Consider the following 14,145-nt stretch of genomic DNA (forward strand, 5'->3'; position numbering starts at 1 on the left):
CTGGTGTTCGGCCAGATGGACGAGCCGCCGGGCACCCGCCTGCGGGTCGCGCTGTCCGCGCTCACCATGGCGGAGTACTTCCGCGACGTGCAGAAGCAGGACGTGCTGCTGTTCATCGACAACATCTTCCGCTTCACCCAGGCCGGTTCGGAGGTGTCGACCCTGCTCGGTCGGATGCCGTCCGCCGTGGGCTACCAGCCCAACCTCGCCGACGAGATGGGTACGCTCCAGGAGCGCATCACCTCCACGCGTGGTCACTCGATCACCTCGATGCAGGCGATCTACGTGCCGGCCGACGACTACACCGACCCGGCGCCGGCGACGACCTTCGCCCACCTCGACGCCACCACCGAGCTCTCCCGTGAGATCGCTTCGCTGGGTATCTACCCGGCGGTGGACCCGCTGACGTCGACGTCGCGCATCCTGGACCCGCAGTACATCGGGCAGGCGCACTACGACTGCGCGATCCGGATCAAGCAGATCCTGCAGCGCAACAAGGAGCTCCAGGACATCATCGCCATCCTCGGTGTCGACGAGCTCTCGGAGGAGGACCGCACGGTCGTCCACCGTGCCCGTCGTATCCAGCGCTTCCTGTCGCAGAACACGTACGTCGCCAAGCAGTTCACCGGCATCGAGGGGTCGACGGTTCCGATCGCCGACACCATCGAGGCGTTCAACAAGATCTGCGACGGCGAGTACGACCACGTCGCCGAGCAGGCGTTCTTCATGTGCGGTGGGCTCGACGACGTCGAGGCCAACTGGGCTGAGATCCAGAAGAGCCTCTGAGCATGGCTGGCACGATCACCGTCGATCTCGTCGCTGCAGACCGTGTGGTCTGGAGCGGCGAGGCCTCGACGGTCTCTGCCCGGACGGTGGACGGGGACCTCGGCATCCTGCCGGGGCACGCCCCGCTGCTCTCCCTGCTCGCGTCCTCCGCCGTCGAGATCAAGGCCACCGAGGGTGGCGTGGTGACGGCAGAGGTCGACGGAGGCTTCATCTCGGTGGCTCACGACCACGTGTCGATCCTCTCCGAGCACGTTTCGCTCTGATCCACGGATGGCGCTTTGGGAATGGTTGCTTGACGCCGTCGGCGTCCTGCTGCTCCTTGTTGTCGCATACTTCGTGTGTCTGATGGTCCGCCGTCGGGTGATCGCCCGTCACGGTGGCACCTTCGAGCTTGCCTACCGCGTCCGGGCCGACCAGCCCGGGCGCGGTTGGCTTCTCGGAATCGGGCGCTACTCCGGCGACAGCCTCGAGTGGTTCCGCGTCTTCTCGCTCTCACCGGCGCCCAAACGCCGCTGGGAGCGCGAGGCGATGTCCTACCGCTCCAGCCGTGAGCCCGGCCCCGACGAGTCGATCGCGCTCTATCCGGGCCACGTCATCGTGGTGTGCGACGTCGAGGGCGAGGGCCCCGACGGCGTGCAGCTGGCGATGGCCTCGGAGTCGCTGATCGGCTTCCAGGCCTGGCTCGAGTCGCGTAACCCCGGGACCGACTGGTCCCGATGAACGCACCGAGTCCTTCTCTGGCTCGGGGGCGCACCGCGGTGTTCGCGGTGTTCGCTCTGTCCGGCCTCCTCTTCGCCTCCCTGGTGTCGCGTCTGCCCGACGTGCGCGAGGGCCTGAGCCTGTCCAACGGCTCCCTGGGCCTGCTGCTGCTGTCGATGTCGGCCGGCAGCGTGATCTCGCTGCCGCTGGCCGGCCGCCTGATCGAGCGCTTCGGTGCCACCGCGGTGGTGCGCGTCGGAGGCGTCGCCGTCGTGGCGGGCATCCTCGGTGCCGGCATCGGCGCCACCACCCTGGGCTGGCTCCCACTGGTCGGGGTCAGCCTCTTCGTCGAAGGCGTCGGCGTCTCGGTCTGGGACGTCGCCATGAACGTCGAGGGCGCCGAGCTCGAGCGGCAGCTCAAACGCACGATCATGCCGCGGTTCCACGCGTCGTGGAGCGTCGGCTCCATCGTCGGCAGCGGCATCGGCATCCCGATGGCCGCCTTCGGCGTGCCGGTGGGCGTGCACCTGCTGATCGTCGCGGTGCCGGCGTACGCGGCGACCTTCTTCTTCTCCGAACGCTTCCTGCCCCAGGGCACGCACGTCACCCCGACCGGTGACGACGTCGCGCCGATCAACCCGTGGCGCGAACGGCGCACGCTGCTGATCGGTGTGATGGTGCTGGCCTACGCGATGGTCGAGGGCGCCGCCAACGACTGGCTGAGCCTGGGCTTCATCGACGGCTACGACGTGCCGCACTGGGTCGGCGTCTCGGCGTTCTCGCTGTTCGTGGTCTCGATGACCACCGGCCGCTTCGTCGGCCCGATCCTGCTCGACCGGTTCGGGCGTGCCCCGATGTTGTGGGGCTGTTCAGCAGCGTCCTTCGTCGGCATCCTCGTCACCGTGTACGCCGGCTCCGCGCAGCTCGCTCTGGTCGGTGTCGTGATCTGGGGTCTGGGTGCCGCGCTCGGCTTCCCGGTCGGGATGAGCGCCGCCGCCGACGACCCGGTCGGCTCGGCCAAGCGGGTCAGCGCCGTGTCCACGATCGGCTACGGGGCGTTCCTGATCGGGCCGCCGTTCCTGGGCTGGATCGGGGACCACGTCGGCACCCTGGACTCCCTGCTCGTGGTCGCGGCGCTGATGATCCCCGCCGCGATGAGCGTCTTCGCCGTGCGGCGCGCCAGCGTCCCGGTCGCGGTGAAGGAGTAACTGCTGGTCAGCGGGCCGTGCGGGTCTCCCCGCAGCGGTGTCGACCAGCAGGTGTGTCTCCTCAGCGCTCTCCGCCGGGGACCCAGAGCACGTCGCCGAGCTCGCGGTTCTCGTAGCGGGCCAGGATGAAGAGCAGGTCCGAGAGCCGGTTGAGGTACGTGATCGCGAGCTTGTTCATCGACTCGCCGTGGACCTCGTACGCCGCCCAGGCCGCCCGCTCGGCGCGGCGGGTGACGGTCCGGGCGACGTGCAGCAGGGCCGAGGCCGGCGTACCGCCGTTGAGGATGAAGCTGCGCAGGTTCGGCAGGTCCTCGTTGAACCTGTCGCACCAGGACTCCAGCCGGTCGACGTAGTCCTGCTCCACCCGCAGCGGGGGATAGGCGGGGTTCTCCACCACCGGCGTGCAGAAGTCGGCGCCGACGTCTAAGAGGTCGTTCTGCACCCGCAGCAGCACCTCGGCGACGGCCGGGTCCGGTGAGGTGGTGGCCAGGACGACGCCGAGGCTGGCGTTGGCCTCGTCCACGTCGGCGTAGGCGGCAAGACGAAGATCGGTCTTCGTCGTCTCGCTCATGTCGCCGAGTCGCGTTGTTCCTGCGTCGCCGGTGCGGGTGTAGATCCGGGTGAGGTTGACCATGAGGAGGACACTAGCCGTCCGAGCTGGAGTCGGCGCACGACGATCAGCTCGCGCAGCTCCCGGCGCCGTTGGGCGTCGGTGAGGCGGGGGTTCGGGCTCATGCTTCCCTCCTGAGAACGGTGGAGCGGGTGCGGGTGACGGCGGCGGTCAGCAGGCCGGCCAGGAGCGGCAGCCCGATCACGACGGCGCCCAGGAGTGGCCAGGGGATCACCAGGATCCAGCCCGTGCCGCCGTTGATGGTGAGCAGCCGCGATGCGGTGATGCCCGGGGTGAAGCCGACGACGACGCCGAGCACCGCGCCGACGAAGGCGATCAGGAAGGCATGCGCCCCGGCGACGGCCCGTCGGGTCCGCGGGCGGGCGCCCACGGCGGAGAGGGTGTCGAGGTCGTTGCGGGCATCGTCGAGGGCGAGGCCGGTGGCGGTGAACGTGCCGAGCAGCACGGTGAAGGCGCCGAGCGCACCGAGCAGGGCGAAGAGGAGCCAGTAGTAGGACTGCTGCTGCTCGGCCACCTCGACCGCGGCGTTGCCGGAGGTCAGCGACTGGGCGATCGCCTCGATCTGGCCCGCCGCCGCTGCGCGGCCGTCAGCGATCAGCACGGCGACCTCGTCCGAGCCGGCGCCCAGGTGCAGGCGTGCTGCGGTGGCCGGCGGGATGACCAGGCCCGCTACCACCGGCCGCGGCGCGCCGTCGGGCACGGTGCCGGCCATCCGCAGGTCGGCGACCGTCGCGTCGACCGAGAGCCTCGACTCGCCCTCATCGCTCCAGTCGGAGAACTCGACCGGTCCGTCGTGCGCCGCGCTCTCCCGGTCGACCAGCGCCCGTCCGGCCTGGAGCGCTGAACGTGCTGCCTCGCTGAGGTGCACACCCCAGGCCCGCAGGGTGGCGTCGTCGGCGACCACGACCGCGGTGGCGTACTGCGAGATCGCGGGGTTGTCGATCATGGAGGAGTCCGGGTCGAGACCGGCGCTTCCGACCCGCTGCAGGCGGGTCAGGGTGATCCCGGTCTGCTGCTTGACCGCGGCGACCACCGGGGCGACCTGGGCGGACTCGAAGACCGAGAGGGTGACGGTGCCGAGCGGGTAGCCGGCGGTGTAGTCACGGGAGTTCTGCCGATCGTCGCTGGCCGAGGCGATCCCGAGCGCGACCACGGCCGAGACCGACGCCATCACCGCGGCGATGGCGGGGGCGCTCCGGCTGCGGTGCCGGTCGGCGTCACGCAACGAGATCCGCAGCGCCAGGCCGAGCCGCGGGGCGATCCGTGCGATCGTCGCGATCAGCCAGGGCGTCATCATCACCGCACCGCAGACCGAGACGACGGCCCACCATGCGTTGACCAGGTCGCCGGTGCTGGCGCTGAGCGAGTTGATCGAGCCCATCGTCCCGACGAAGAGCACCACGGCGCCGAGGATCGGCCAGCCCGCCTTGACCCGCGGTGCCGGCTGCCGGTCCGACAGGGCGGTGACCACATCGGCACGGGCCGCCAGCCGGGCCGGGACGACGCTGGCCAGCACGGCCGACAGCGTGCCGAGCACGATCGCCGGGCCGACCGCGATCCAGCCGATGTCGAACGGTCCCGCAGTCAGTCCCCAGAGCCGCTCGACCAGGCTGAGCCCGGCCCAGGTGAGCGGGATCGACAGGGCCGCACCGAGCACCGAGGCGGTCAGCCCGAGGATCAGCCCCTGGGCCAGCACGGTCCGGCGGATGTGCTGCGGCGTGCCACCGGCGACCGCGAGCAGGGCCAGGGTGCGTCGTTGACGGCGTACGCCGACAGCGAAGGCCGGTCCGGCGAGCAGCACGATCTCGATCAGCAGGCAGGTGATCAGCAGCGTGATCAAGGAGACGTCGGTGCCCGACAGCGAGTTGTTCCAGTCCCACCCCGTGGCGGTGCGGTCGGTCACGGTGAAGCCGTTGTGCTCCAGGCGGTCGAGGGTGGCGGTGTCGAGGGGAGCGTCGTCGGCGCTGCCGACCAGGAAGGTCCAGGAGACCGGCGAGGAGGCGGTGCCCGAGGAGGCAGGAAGCGAGGTCGCCGTGGTGACGACCGCGGCGTCGTTCTGCACCGTCCGGTCGTAGAAGGAGCGCGCGACGCCGACCACGTGCAGCTGCTGTCCGCCGCTGCTCAGCATGGTGCCCACGGCGGCGCCGTCGTGTGCCAGGTGCGGGCTGACCGCGATTTCGCCGGCAGTTCGTGGCAGTCGGCCGCTGACGACCTGCACCAGCCCGGCAGCCAGGGGTGAGCCGAGATCGGTCTGGAGGACGTCCACGGACCAGCCGTTGGCGCCGGGGGCCGCAAGCCAGTGGGCGGACCAGTCGGCGGGGACGGCGGGGAGGTCGGTCGCCGCCGTGAGGCGTTGGCGGGCCTGGGTGGCGGTGAGGGAGTCGATCTGCCTCGGGTCCGTCGTGATGCCCGCCTCGTCGCCGGAGAACGTCACCAGCGCGCGGGCACTGCCGTACGTCGACGAGCGCGCCTCGACGCCGGTGATCTCCGAGGTCTCGATCACCGTGACGGCGCTGACGCTGGCCAGGATCGGCAGCCCGATCAGGGCGAGCACCAGCAGGGAGCGGCCCTTGTATCTGACGATCTCGCGCCAGGCCAGCCGCAGCGCGGGCCTCACGCGCCACCGCCCGCGATGTCGACGATCTTGCCGTCGCGGACCATCACGATCCGGTCCGCCCAGGCCGCGTGCCGCGAGTCGTGGGTGACCAGCACCCCGCCGGCCCCGGCATCGATCCGCTCGCGCAGCACCTTGAGCACCTCCTCGCCGGTACGGGAGTCCAGGGCGCCGGTCGGCTCGTCGGCCAGCAGCAGCCGACGCGGGCCGGCCAGGGCCCTGGCGATCGCGATCCGTTGGCGCTGACCGCCGGAGAGCTGGTCGGGGAAGCGCCGGTCGGCGTCGGGGAGTCCGACCTCGACCAGGGCGTCGCGGCCGATCTTGTTCGCAGCCGACGTCGCGATGCCGTCGAGCTCGAGCGGCAGGGTGATGTTCTCCAGTGCTGTCAGGGTGGGGATCAGGTTGAGCTCCTGGAAGACGTAGCCGACCGAGCGGCGACGGATCTGGGCCAGGGTCGCGGCCGACGCGCCCCGCAGCGAGCGGCCCTCGACCAGGACGTCGCCGCCGTCGAAGCGCTCCAGGCCGCCGGCGATCTGGAGCAGCGTGGACTTCCCGGCGCCCGAGGGACCCATGATCGCGACGAGCTCCCCGGCGGCAACCTCCAGGGAGACGTTGTCCAGAGCGAGGAAGGAGGATTCCCCGTCGCGGTAGGAGCGTGAGACGTGGCTGAGGGTCAGCACGGGCTGGGCGGTCATCGGGCGATCTCCTGGGACGAGGTACGGACGGTGTGCTCGGCGGGCTGGGCCATCAGACGGCCCTCGATGTGGTCGAGCCAGCGCACGAGCGCTTCGGCGTCGAAGATGCGGCGTTCCAGGACGAGCTCGGCGGCCAGCGAGTCGGTGCCCGATCGTTTCGCCCGGGTCAGCTCCTGGAGGTGGGCGAGGGCGGCGGTGCGCTGACGCTGGACCAGAGTGGCCGCCTCGACACCGGGCACCGTCACCGCCAGGGCGAGCTTGATGGTCAGCTCGTCGCGGGGGTCGGCGACGGTCGGAGTGGCCGAGGCCCACCAGTGCGAGACCTCTGCCTGCCCGTCCTCGGTGAGGGCGTAGGGGATCGTCTTGGTGTCCTCGACCTCGCCGTGGTCGCCGTGGACATGGCTGACCAGACCGTCGCGCTCGAGTCGCTGGAGGGTGGAGTAGACCTGCCCGATGTTGAGCGGCCAGGTGTCGCCGGTCCGGCGTTCGAACTCCGCGCGGAGTTGAGCGCCGTACATCGGCTGCTCGGAGAGGAGGGCCAGAAGCCCGTTGCGCACGCTCACATACTCAGTATGCATACCGAGTATGCAGGGGGTCAACGACTGGTCTAGGCGAGTCGTGAGCCCGATCACGCGGGCGAGGAGTGGGATTTTCCACACACCAGATTCACGAAGGGTGGTTACTTGTCAGTAACAACCTGATTAAGGTGACCCCCATGGCTGAGAAGGATCGTCCCTGGGTGATGCGCACGTACGCCGGTCACTCCACGGCGCAGGCGTCGAACGAGCTCTATCGGACCAACCTGGCGAAGGGTCAGACCGGCCTCTCGGTCGCCTTCGACCTGCCGACGCAGACCGGCTATGACCCCGACTCGCCGCTGGCCAAGGGCGAGGTCGGCAAGGTCGGCGTACCGATCCAGCACCTGGGGGAGATGCGCAAGCTCTTCGACCAGATCCCGCTGGTGGAGATGAACACCTCGATGACGATCAACGCCACCGCGATGTGGCTGTTGGCGATGTACCAGGTCGTCGCCGAGGAGCAGAACCCTGATCTCGACCCGACCGAGGTGGCCGCACAGCTGGCCGGCACCACCCAGAACGACATCATCAAGGAGTACCTCTCGCGAGGTACCTACGTCTTCGGCCCGGACCAGTCGTTGCGTCTGATCAGCGACATGATCGCCTACACGGTCCACCAGATCCCGAAGTGGAACCCGATCAACATCTGCAGCTATCACCTGCAGGAGGCCGGCGCGACGCCCGTGCAGGAGATCGCCTACGCGATGTGCACCGCGATCGCCGTACTCGATCGGGTGAAGGCCTCGGGCCAGGTCTCCGACGAGGACTTCGGCAAGGTCGTCGGGCGGATCTCGTTCTTCGTCAACGCCGGGGTGCGCTTCGTGGAGGAGATGTGCAAGATGCGCGCCTTCGTCGAGCTCTGGGACGAGCTCACCCGTGAGCGGTACGGCGTCACGGACCCGAAGATGCGCCGCTTCCGTTACGGGGTGCAGGTCAACAGCCTCGGCCTGACCGAGCCGCAGCCGGAGAACAACGTGCAGCGGATCGTGCTGGAGATGCTCGCGGTCACGCTGTCGAAGAACGCTCGCGCACGAGCCGTGCAGCTGCCCGCCTGGAACGAGGCACTCGGACTGCCGCGGCCGTGGGACCAGCAGTGGTCGCTGCGCCTGCAGCAGGTGCTCGCCTATGAGTCCGACCTGCTCGAGTACGGCGACATCTTCGACGGCTCCCCGGTGATCGAGGCCAAGGTCCGCGAGCTGGTCGACGGAGCCAAGGCCGAGATCGACAGGGTCCAGGAGATGGGCGGCGCGATCGCGGCCGTCGACTCGGGCTACATGAAGTCCGAGCTGGTCTCCTCCCACGCGCTGCGTCGGGCGCGGATCGAGTCCGGCGACGAGGTCGTCGTCGGGATCAACCGGTTCACCACCACCGAGCCGTCCCCGCTGACGGCCAACCTGGACGACGCGATCATGACGGCTGACCCGCACGCCGAGCAGGCGGCGATCGCCTCCCTCGACGCGTGGAAGGCCTCGCGTGACCAGGCGGCGGTCGACGCGGCGCTGGCGGCGCTGGCCGCGGCGGCGAAGACCGACGAGAACCTGATGCCGTTCACGCTCGCGGCCGCCCGCGCCGGCGCCACCACGGGGGAGTGGGCCGGCACCCTGCGCGAGGTGTTCGGTGAGTTCCGTGCGCCCACCGGGGTGGCCGGGGCCGTCGGTGTCGCCGAGGCGGGCGAGGAGCTGACCGCCGTACGTCGGCGCGTGGCCGAGACCGGCGAGGAGCTGGGCCACAAGCTCCGGATCCTGGTCGGCAAGCCCGGTCTGGACGGGCACTCGAACGGTGCCGAGCAGATCGCCGTGCGGGCCCGTGATGCCGGCTTCGAGGTGATCTACCAGGGCATCCGGCTGACGCCGGCGCAGATCGTGGCTGCCGCCGTCGCCGAGGACGTGCAGCTGGTCGGTCTGTCGATCCTGTCGGGGTCGCACATGGAGCTGGTGCCCGATGTGCTGGCCGCGATGGCGGAGGCGGGCATCGACGACGTACCGGTCGTGGTCGGGGGGATCATCCCGGAGTCGGACGCTGCCAAGCTCAAGGAGCTCGGGGTGGCGGCGGTCTACACACCGAAGGACTTCGGCCTGACCGAGATCATGGGCGGATTCGTCGATGTGATCCGCTCGGCGAATGGTCTCGCCTGACTCTTCCGCGATCAGGTAAGGCTGTGCTAACTTGACGATGTGGGGAAGAAGGTTCGCAAGCTGCCGAAGACCGAGTGCTGCGTTTCGAAGAAGCGCTGCGAGCGGTGTCCGCTGCGGATGCTGAAAGAGGGAACTCTGCCCGCGGGGTATACGGTCAAGAAGCGCAAGCTCGTCCGAGAGGACGGCGGCAAAGTGACCAAGAAGCGGCTGAAGAAGGCCGCCTGACACCCTGAGGAGACCCGGTGGCAGCCGAGCGTTTCGCACGACAGCTCAACGTCCAGATCACCAACGAACTGGCCTCCCACAATCAGTACCTCGCTTGCGCTGTGTACTACGACGCGCTCACCCTCCCGCAGATGGCGGCCTTCTTCTATCAGCAGGCCGCTGAGGAGCGCGAGCACGCGCTGATGATGGTGCAGTACCTGCTCGACACCGACCACCCGGTCGAGATCGGCTCCACCGGTGCCACCATCTCGACGTTCGAGGACGTCGTGGCCCCGGTGGCACTCGCCCTGGAGCAGGAGAAGCGGGTGACCGAGCAGATCAACGAGCTGTATCGGATCGCGCGCGAGGAGGTCGACTTCGCCTCCGAGCAGTTCATGGGCTGGTTCATCAAGGAGCAGGTCGAGGAGGTCTCCTCGATGTCCGACCTGCTGGCCGTGGTGACCCGGAACAAGAACGACGTCGAGCAGATCGAGGAGTACGTCGCTCGCGAGGCGGGCGCCGAGGGCGTCGACCCGACGGCCCCCAAGGTCGCCGGCGCCTGAGTCAGCGGCGCTGCTCGCGCCTGCGATAGAGCACCACAGCCAGCGCGATCCCGACGATCAGGCCGAGCAGGGCACCGACCCAGCCGGCTGAGTCGGAGATCGCGCTGGCTGCCATTTCGCCCACGATGCTCAGCGCCATCGCGAGCACGACGAGGCCTGCGCGGATCGCCATCTCGCCGAAGAGGACCTGGGCGAAGGTCTCCTGGGATCGTGGCTGCTGCTGGGGGAGAGGCGTCTGCGCGGCCGGCTCGGCCTTCAGGGGCGTCGCGTCGGAGGATCCGAGCGGGATCGCGGTGAGGACCGCTGCGGGGTTGAGTGGGCCGTAGATGTGCGGGAACGTGTCGTCGCCGACCTGGTCCTCGCGCCACGGTGAGGTGAGCCTGTCGGAGTCGATTACCAGGAGCACCAAGGGCTCGCGCACCTCGCCGTAGTACCGCTCGCGCACCCCCTCCCACTGATCACTGCGCGAGGCGTGCAGGAAGCCCTCCTCCTGCAGCGTTCGACCGACGGTCGAGGTGGTGTAGAAACCGGAGCGCCGCGCCGCCTCCCAGTCGGAGACGGTGGCGATATGGAAGAGCTGCACCGCTCGATCCTAGAAGAGTCAAGCTCACGCCGCGGGCAGGCGGCTCGCCAGGGTGTCGATCGCGGACGCGACACCCTGCATGGCGGTGCCGAGGTCGTCGAGACGGCGGTCGATGCCGTCGAGCCTGCGATCGATGCCGTCCAGGCGGCGGTCGACGCCGTCGAGGCGCTGGTCGATGCCGTCGAGGCGCTGGTCGATGCCGTCGAGGCGCTGGTCGATGCCGTCGAGGCGGCGGTCCATGCCGTCGAGGCGGCGGTCCATGCCGTCGAGGCGCTGATCGATACCGTCGAGGCGCTGATCGATACCGTCGAGGCGGACCTCGATCTTGTCGAACCGGCGGCTGTGGTCGGTCAGGATGTCGTAGAGGGCGTCCCGGTCGTTCTCCAGTCGCGACACCCGGCGCGTCAGAGAGGGATTCGTGGTCATGGCGGGCACGCTACGTCGCGGACCGCAAGCCCGCCAGCGGCTCGGCGCCGCCCTGTGGATAACTCGCAGCGCCCAGCGGCGGAGGTGCAACATCGGACGCGAGATCGAGGCGCCTCAGAAGAGGCGGTCCTCGGCGTTGTCCAGGCCGCGCAGGGCGTCGTAGTCGACCAGGGCGCACGAGATGCCGCGGTCCTCGGCGAGGACGCGTGCCTGGGGCTTGATCTCCTGGGCGGCGAAGATGCCGCGGACGGGGCCCTTGATGGTGAGCAGGGGGTCGCGGTTGAGCAGCTCGAGGTAGCGGGTGAGCTGCTCGACGCCGTCGATCTCGCCGCGGCGCTTGATCTCCACGGCGACCGAGATGCCCGTCGCGTCGCGGCACATCAGGTCGACGGGGCCGATCGCGGTCATGAACTCGCGTCGGACCAGCGTCAGACCCGTGGCGATCGTCTCGGGGTGCTCGGCGAGGAGCTCCTGGAGGTGCTTCTCCACGCCGTCCTTCTGCAGGCCCGGGTCGATGCCGAGCTCATGGGAGGAGTCGTGGTGGATCTCGTCGATCAGGATCCGGAGCTGGTCGGGGGTGGCGCCCTTGGAGGCCTTCGCCTCGACGGTCCACTCGGTCCGGCCGTCGTCGGCGACGCCCTCGGTGAAGTAGCACGGCGGTGACATCCAGTTGAGCGGCTTGTAGGAGCCGCCGTCGGAGTGGATCAGGACCGAACCGTCGGCTTTCAGCATCAGCACACGGGTCGCCATCGGGAGGTGAGCCGTGAGCCGTCCTGCGTAATCCACCTGGCACGTCGCCACCACAAGTCGCACGTCGACCAACCCTAGGGCAGGCCCGGGAAAACTTGTCCACGAAAATGTTACTGACGGGTAGCCAAGCCCCATTCTGCGAGGCAGAATGACGGCCCATGAGCGCTCGGACACCCGAAGAGATCGTCGAAACCCTCGTCTATCCGTATCTCAACCACGCCGTACGCATGCTGGAGAGCGGCTACGCCACCGCCGCCGACATCGACAACGGGATGCGGTTCGGCTGCGGCTACCCGCAGGGCCCGCTGGCGGCCCTCGATGCGATCGGCCCCGCCGTCGTCCGTGACGCCCTGGCGGTGCGTTTCGCGGCCTCCGGTGACCGGCTGCACGAGCCCGCCGACCTGCTGGTGAGCGTGGCGGGCACCGGAGGCACCTTCGTCGCCGCCGAGGACGCCGACGCCGCCCCGCCGCAGATCCGGCGTCCGATCGCCAGTGTGGGCGTGGTCGGCACCGGCACGATGGCCTCGGGGATCGTCCAGGTCTTCGCCCAGGCCGGCTACGACGTCACGTTCGTCGGCCGCAGCGCCGAGAAGCTCGCCGGGGTGGAGGCCTACATCGCCAAGAACCTCGACCGGGCGATCGAGCGCGGCAAGGCCACCCAGGACGACAAGTCGGCCCTCTTCGAGCGGCTGACCGGCTCCACCGAGCGCGAGGCTCTGGGCGGCGTCGACCTCGTCGTCGAGGCGATCGCCGAAGACCTCGACCTCAAGCTCCAGCTCTTCGCCGACCTCGACCGGATCGCGAAGCCTGGAGCGATCCTGGCCACGACGACGTCGAGCCTGCCGATCACCCAGCTCGCCCAGGCCACCTCGCGCCCGGCCGACGTGATCGGGATGCACTTCTTCAACCCGGCACCGGTGATGAAGCTGGTCGAGATCGTCACCACCGAGGCCACCGCGCCCGAGGTCGACGAGACGGTCAGGGCCCTGACCGCGCAGATCGGCAAGGTCGGCGTCTCCTGCTCCGACCGCTCCGGCTTCATCGTCAACTGCCTGCTCTTCCCCTACCTCAACGACGCGATCAAGCTCTCCGAGGCCGGCACCGGCCTGAGCGCGATCGACGAGGCGATCAAGGCCGGCATCGCCTTCCCGATGGGGCCCTTCGAGCTTCTCGACGTGGTCGGCAACGACGTCTCGCTGGCGATCCAGGAGGAGCTGCTGGCCGAGTTCAAGGAGCCCGGCCTGGCGCCGGCGGCGACGCTGGTGGCCAAGGTCGAGGCCGGCGAGCTCGGACGCAAGACCAAGAAGGGGTTCCACGACTACGCCTCGTAGGATTGACCGGTGCACCTTCACACCACGGCTCTCGGCACCTCCGGGAGCCGTGTGGTCTTTCTCCACGGTCTCTTCGGACAGGGGCGCAACTGGCACACCCTGGGCAAGGCGCTGGCCGAGCGGCACCGGGTGACGCTGGTTGACCTGCCCAACCACGGCCGCTCGGAGTGGACCGAGCGGATCGACTACGCCGAGATGGCCGATGCGGTGGCGGCGCTGCTGGAGCAGGGCGACCCGGTCACGCTGGTCGGCCACTCGATGGGCGGCAAGGTCGCCATGATGGTGGCGCTGCGCCACCCCGAGCTGGTCGAGAGCCTCGTGGTCGCCGACATGTCGCCGGTGCGCTACGGCGCCGAGGACGAGTCGACCACCGGGGGAGTGCTGAGCTACGCCGCGATGCTGCGCGACCTGGACCTCAGCCATGCTCCGCGCCGCGAGGACGTCGACGCGCTGGTGGCGACCACGGTGCCGAGTGCCACCGTGCGCGGCTTCCTGCTCCAGAACCTGCGCCACCGCGACGGCGGCTGGGTGTGGGCCGCCAACATCGACCTGCTGGCCCGTGACGGCGCCGTCCTCGCGGACTGGCCCGAGGCCGAGCTGGCCGGCACGCCGCCGTACGACGGCCCGGTGCTGTGGATCGCCGGGGGTGAGTCGAGCTACGTCCGCCCTGAGTACGACGACGCGATGCGCCGCTGGTTCCCGCGCTACCGCAAGGTGACGATGAAGGGCGTCGGGCACTGGGTCCACTCCGAGCGCCCGGAGCTCTTCCGGCAGATCCTCGAGCAGTTCCTCGGCGACGCCTGAGCCCGAGGCTCAGCCGACGCGGCGCGGGCGGCTCGCCGCCAGGGTGAGGAGGCCGAGGGGCAGGCACAGCGGCCGATAGGCCCAGGTGTCGAGCCGGGTGAAGCGTGCGCCCGGCTGGGGCATCCCCCGGAACCGGTC

Annotated in this window: 16 protein-coding genes; 9 read left to right on the forward strand and 7 right to left on the reverse strand. The window is 69.6% G+C overall.

The window, feature by feature from the left end:
* The 4 genes from atpD to Q1V88_RS14345 all read left to right on the forward strand — a co-directional run.
* The coding region (atpD, locus tag Q1V88_RS14330) for a F0F1 ATP synthase subunit beta (RefSeq protein WP_300681969.1) at positions 1–786 on the forward strand (786 nt) is incomplete at its 5' end.
* A 2-nt stretch (positions 787–788) separates the two neighbouring features.
* On the forward strand, positions 789–1,049 hold the full coding sequence (locus tag Q1V88_RS14335; protein ID WP_300681970.1) for a F0F1 ATP synthase subunit epsilon: 261 nt from the start codon (positions 789–791) through the stop codon (positions 1,047–1,049).
* 7 nt (positions 1,050–1,056) lie between these two features.
* The gene (locus tag Q1V88_RS14340; protein ID WP_300681971.1) at positions 1,057–1,506 is read left to right on the forward strand and encodes a DUF2550 domain-containing protein; all 450 of its coding nucleotides are present in this window, start codon (positions 1,057–1,059) and stop codon (positions 1,504–1,506) included.
* A 47-nt stretch (positions 1,507–1,553) separates the two neighbouring features.
* Positions 1,554–2,693 carry an MFS transporter gene (locus Q1V88_RS14345; RefSeq protein ID WP_300681972.1) on the forward strand — a complete coding sequence of 380 codons (1,140 nt, stop codon included), beginning with the start codon at positions 1,554–1,556 and terminating at the stop codon, positions 2,691–2,693.
* Positions 2,694–2,754: 61 nt separating this feature from the next.
* On the opposite strand, the gene Q1V88_RS14350 is transcribed toward Q1V88_RS14345, so the two are convergent.
* From Q1V88_RS14350 to Q1V88_RS14365, 4 genes are all read right to left on the reverse strand, one after another.
* Positions 2,755–3,327, reverse strand: coding sequence for a cob(I)yrinic acid a,c-diamide adenosyltransferase (locus Q1V88_RS14350; RefSeq protein WP_300681973.1), 573 nt, complete (start codon positions 3,325–3,327; stop codon positions 2,755–2,757).
* A gap of 97 nt (positions 3,328–3,424) precedes the next feature.
* Complete coding sequence (locus tag Q1V88_RS14355) at positions 3,425–5,941, reverse strand: FtsX-like permease family protein (RefSeq protein ID WP_300681974.1); 2,517 nt, start codon at positions 5,939–5,941, stop codon at positions 3,425–3,427.
* The gene (locus Q1V88_RS14360; protein ID WP_300681975.1) at positions 5,938–6,633 is read right to left on the reverse strand and encodes an ABC transporter ATP-binding protein; all 696 of its coding nucleotides are present in this window, start codon (positions 6,631–6,633) and stop codon (positions 5,938–5,940) included. The genes Q1V88_RS14355 and Q1V88_RS14360 overlap by 4 nt, the downstream gene beginning before the upstream one ends.
* Positions 6,630–7,196 (reverse strand): PadR family transcriptional regulator, encoded by a 567-nt coding sequence (locus Q1V88_RS14365; RefSeq protein WP_300681976.1) that lies wholly within the window; start codon positions 7,194–7,196, stop codon positions 6,630–6,632. Before Q1V88_RS14365 ends, Q1V88_RS14360 begins: the two co-directional genes overlap by 4 nt.
* Positions 7,197–7,348: 152 nt before the next feature.
* Between Q1V88_RS14365 and Q1V88_RS14370 the strand changes: the two genes are divergently transcribed.
* The 3 genes from Q1V88_RS14370 to Q1V88_RS14380 are packed head-to-tail and all read left to right on the forward strand — an operon-like array spanning position 7,349 to position 10,113.
* Positions 7,349–9,346, forward strand: coding sequence for a protein meaA (locus tag Q1V88_RS14370; protein WP_300681977.1), 1,998 nt, complete (start codon positions 7,349–7,351; stop codon positions 9,344–9,346).
* Between the two features lie 39 nt (positions 9,347–9,385).
* Positions 9,386–9,571 carry a hypothetical protein gene (locus tag Q1V88_RS14375; protein WP_300681978.1) on the forward strand — a complete coding sequence of 62 codons (186 nt, stop codon included), beginning with the start codon at positions 9,386–9,388 and terminating at the stop codon, positions 9,569–9,571.
* A gap of 17 nt (positions 9,572–9,588) precedes the next feature.
* Positions 9,589–10,113, forward strand: a complete 525-nt coding sequence (locus Q1V88_RS14380; protein WP_300681979.1) for a ferritin — start codon at positions 9,589–9,591, stop codon at positions 10,111–10,113.
* A gap of 1 nt (position 10,114) precedes the next feature.
* Here Q1V88_RS14380 and Q1V88_RS14385 read toward each other — a convergent pair whose 3' ends face one another.
* From Q1V88_RS14385 to nucS, 3 genes are all read right to left on the reverse strand, one after another.
* Positions 10,115–10,696, reverse strand: coding sequence for a DUF952 domain-containing protein (locus Q1V88_RS14385; protein ID WP_300681980.1), 582 nt, complete (start codon positions 10,694–10,696; stop codon positions 10,115–10,117).
* Between the two features lie 24 nt (positions 10,697–10,720).
* On the reverse strand, positions 10,721–11,122 hold the full coding sequence (locus Q1V88_RS14390) for a hypothetical protein (protein WP_300681981.1): 402 nt from the start codon (positions 11,120–11,122) through the stop codon (positions 10,721–10,723).
* A 114-nt stretch (positions 11,123–11,236) separates the two neighbouring features.
* Positions 11,237–11,935 (reverse strand): endonuclease NucS, encoded by a 699-nt coding sequence (gene nucS / locus Q1V88_RS14395; protein WP_300681982.1) that lies wholly within the window; start codon positions 11,933–11,935, stop codon positions 11,237–11,239.
* A gap of 95 nt (positions 11,936–12,030) precedes the next feature.
* Between nucS and Q1V88_RS14400 the strand changes: the two genes are divergently transcribed.
* Positions 12,031–13,203: a 3-hydroxyacyl-CoA dehydrogenase NAD-binding domain-containing protein gene (locus Q1V88_RS14400; RefSeq protein WP_300681983.1), complete on the forward strand. Its 1,173-nt coding sequence runs from the start codon at positions 12,031–12,033 to the stop codon at positions 13,201–13,203.
* Positions 13,204–13,212: 9 nt separating this feature from the next.
* Positions 13,213–14,007, forward strand: coding sequence for an alpha/beta fold hydrolase (locus Q1V88_RS14405; RefSeq protein WP_300681984.1), 795 nt, complete (start codon positions 13,213–13,215; stop codon positions 14,005–14,007).
* Positions 14,008–14,145 lie beyond the last annotated feature (138 nt).

The sequence above is a fragment of the Nocardioides sp. genome, assembly GCF_030150155.1.
Taxonomy (GTDB): Bacteria; Actinomycetota; Actinomycetes; order Propionibacteriales; family Nocardioidaceae; genus Nocardioides.

Bases quoted from the DNA above. Each gene is read 5' to 3' on its own strand.
- Q1V88_RS14335 (WP_300681970.1), top strand. From the start codon at position 789: ATGGCTGGCACGATCACCGTCGATCTCGTCGCTGCAGACCGTGTGGTC.
- Q1V88_RS14340 (WP_300681971.1), top strand. From the start codon at position 1,057: ATGGCGCTTTGGGAATGGTTGCTTGACGCCGTCGGCGTCCTGCTGCTC.
- Q1V88_RS14350 (WP_300681973.1), bottom strand. From the start codon at position 3,327: ATGGTCAACCTCACCCGGATCTACACCCGCACCGGCGACGCAGGAACA.
- Q1V88_RS14360 (WP_300681975.1), bottom strand. From the start codon at position 6,633: ATGACCGCCCAGCCCGTGCTGACCCTCAGCCACGTCTCACGCTCCTAC.
- Q1V88_RS14370 (WP_300681977.1), top strand. From the start codon at position 7,349: ATGGCTGAGAAGGATCGTCCCTGGGTGATGCGCACGTACGCCGGTCAC.
- Q1V88_RS14390 (WP_300681981.1), bottom strand. From the start codon at position 11,122: ATGACCACGAATCCCTCTCTGACGCGCCGGGTGTCGCGACTGGAGAAC.
- Q1V88_RS14400 (WP_300681983.1), top strand. From the start codon at position 12,031: ATGAGCGCTCGGACACCCGAAGAGATCGTCGAAACCCTCGTCTATCCG.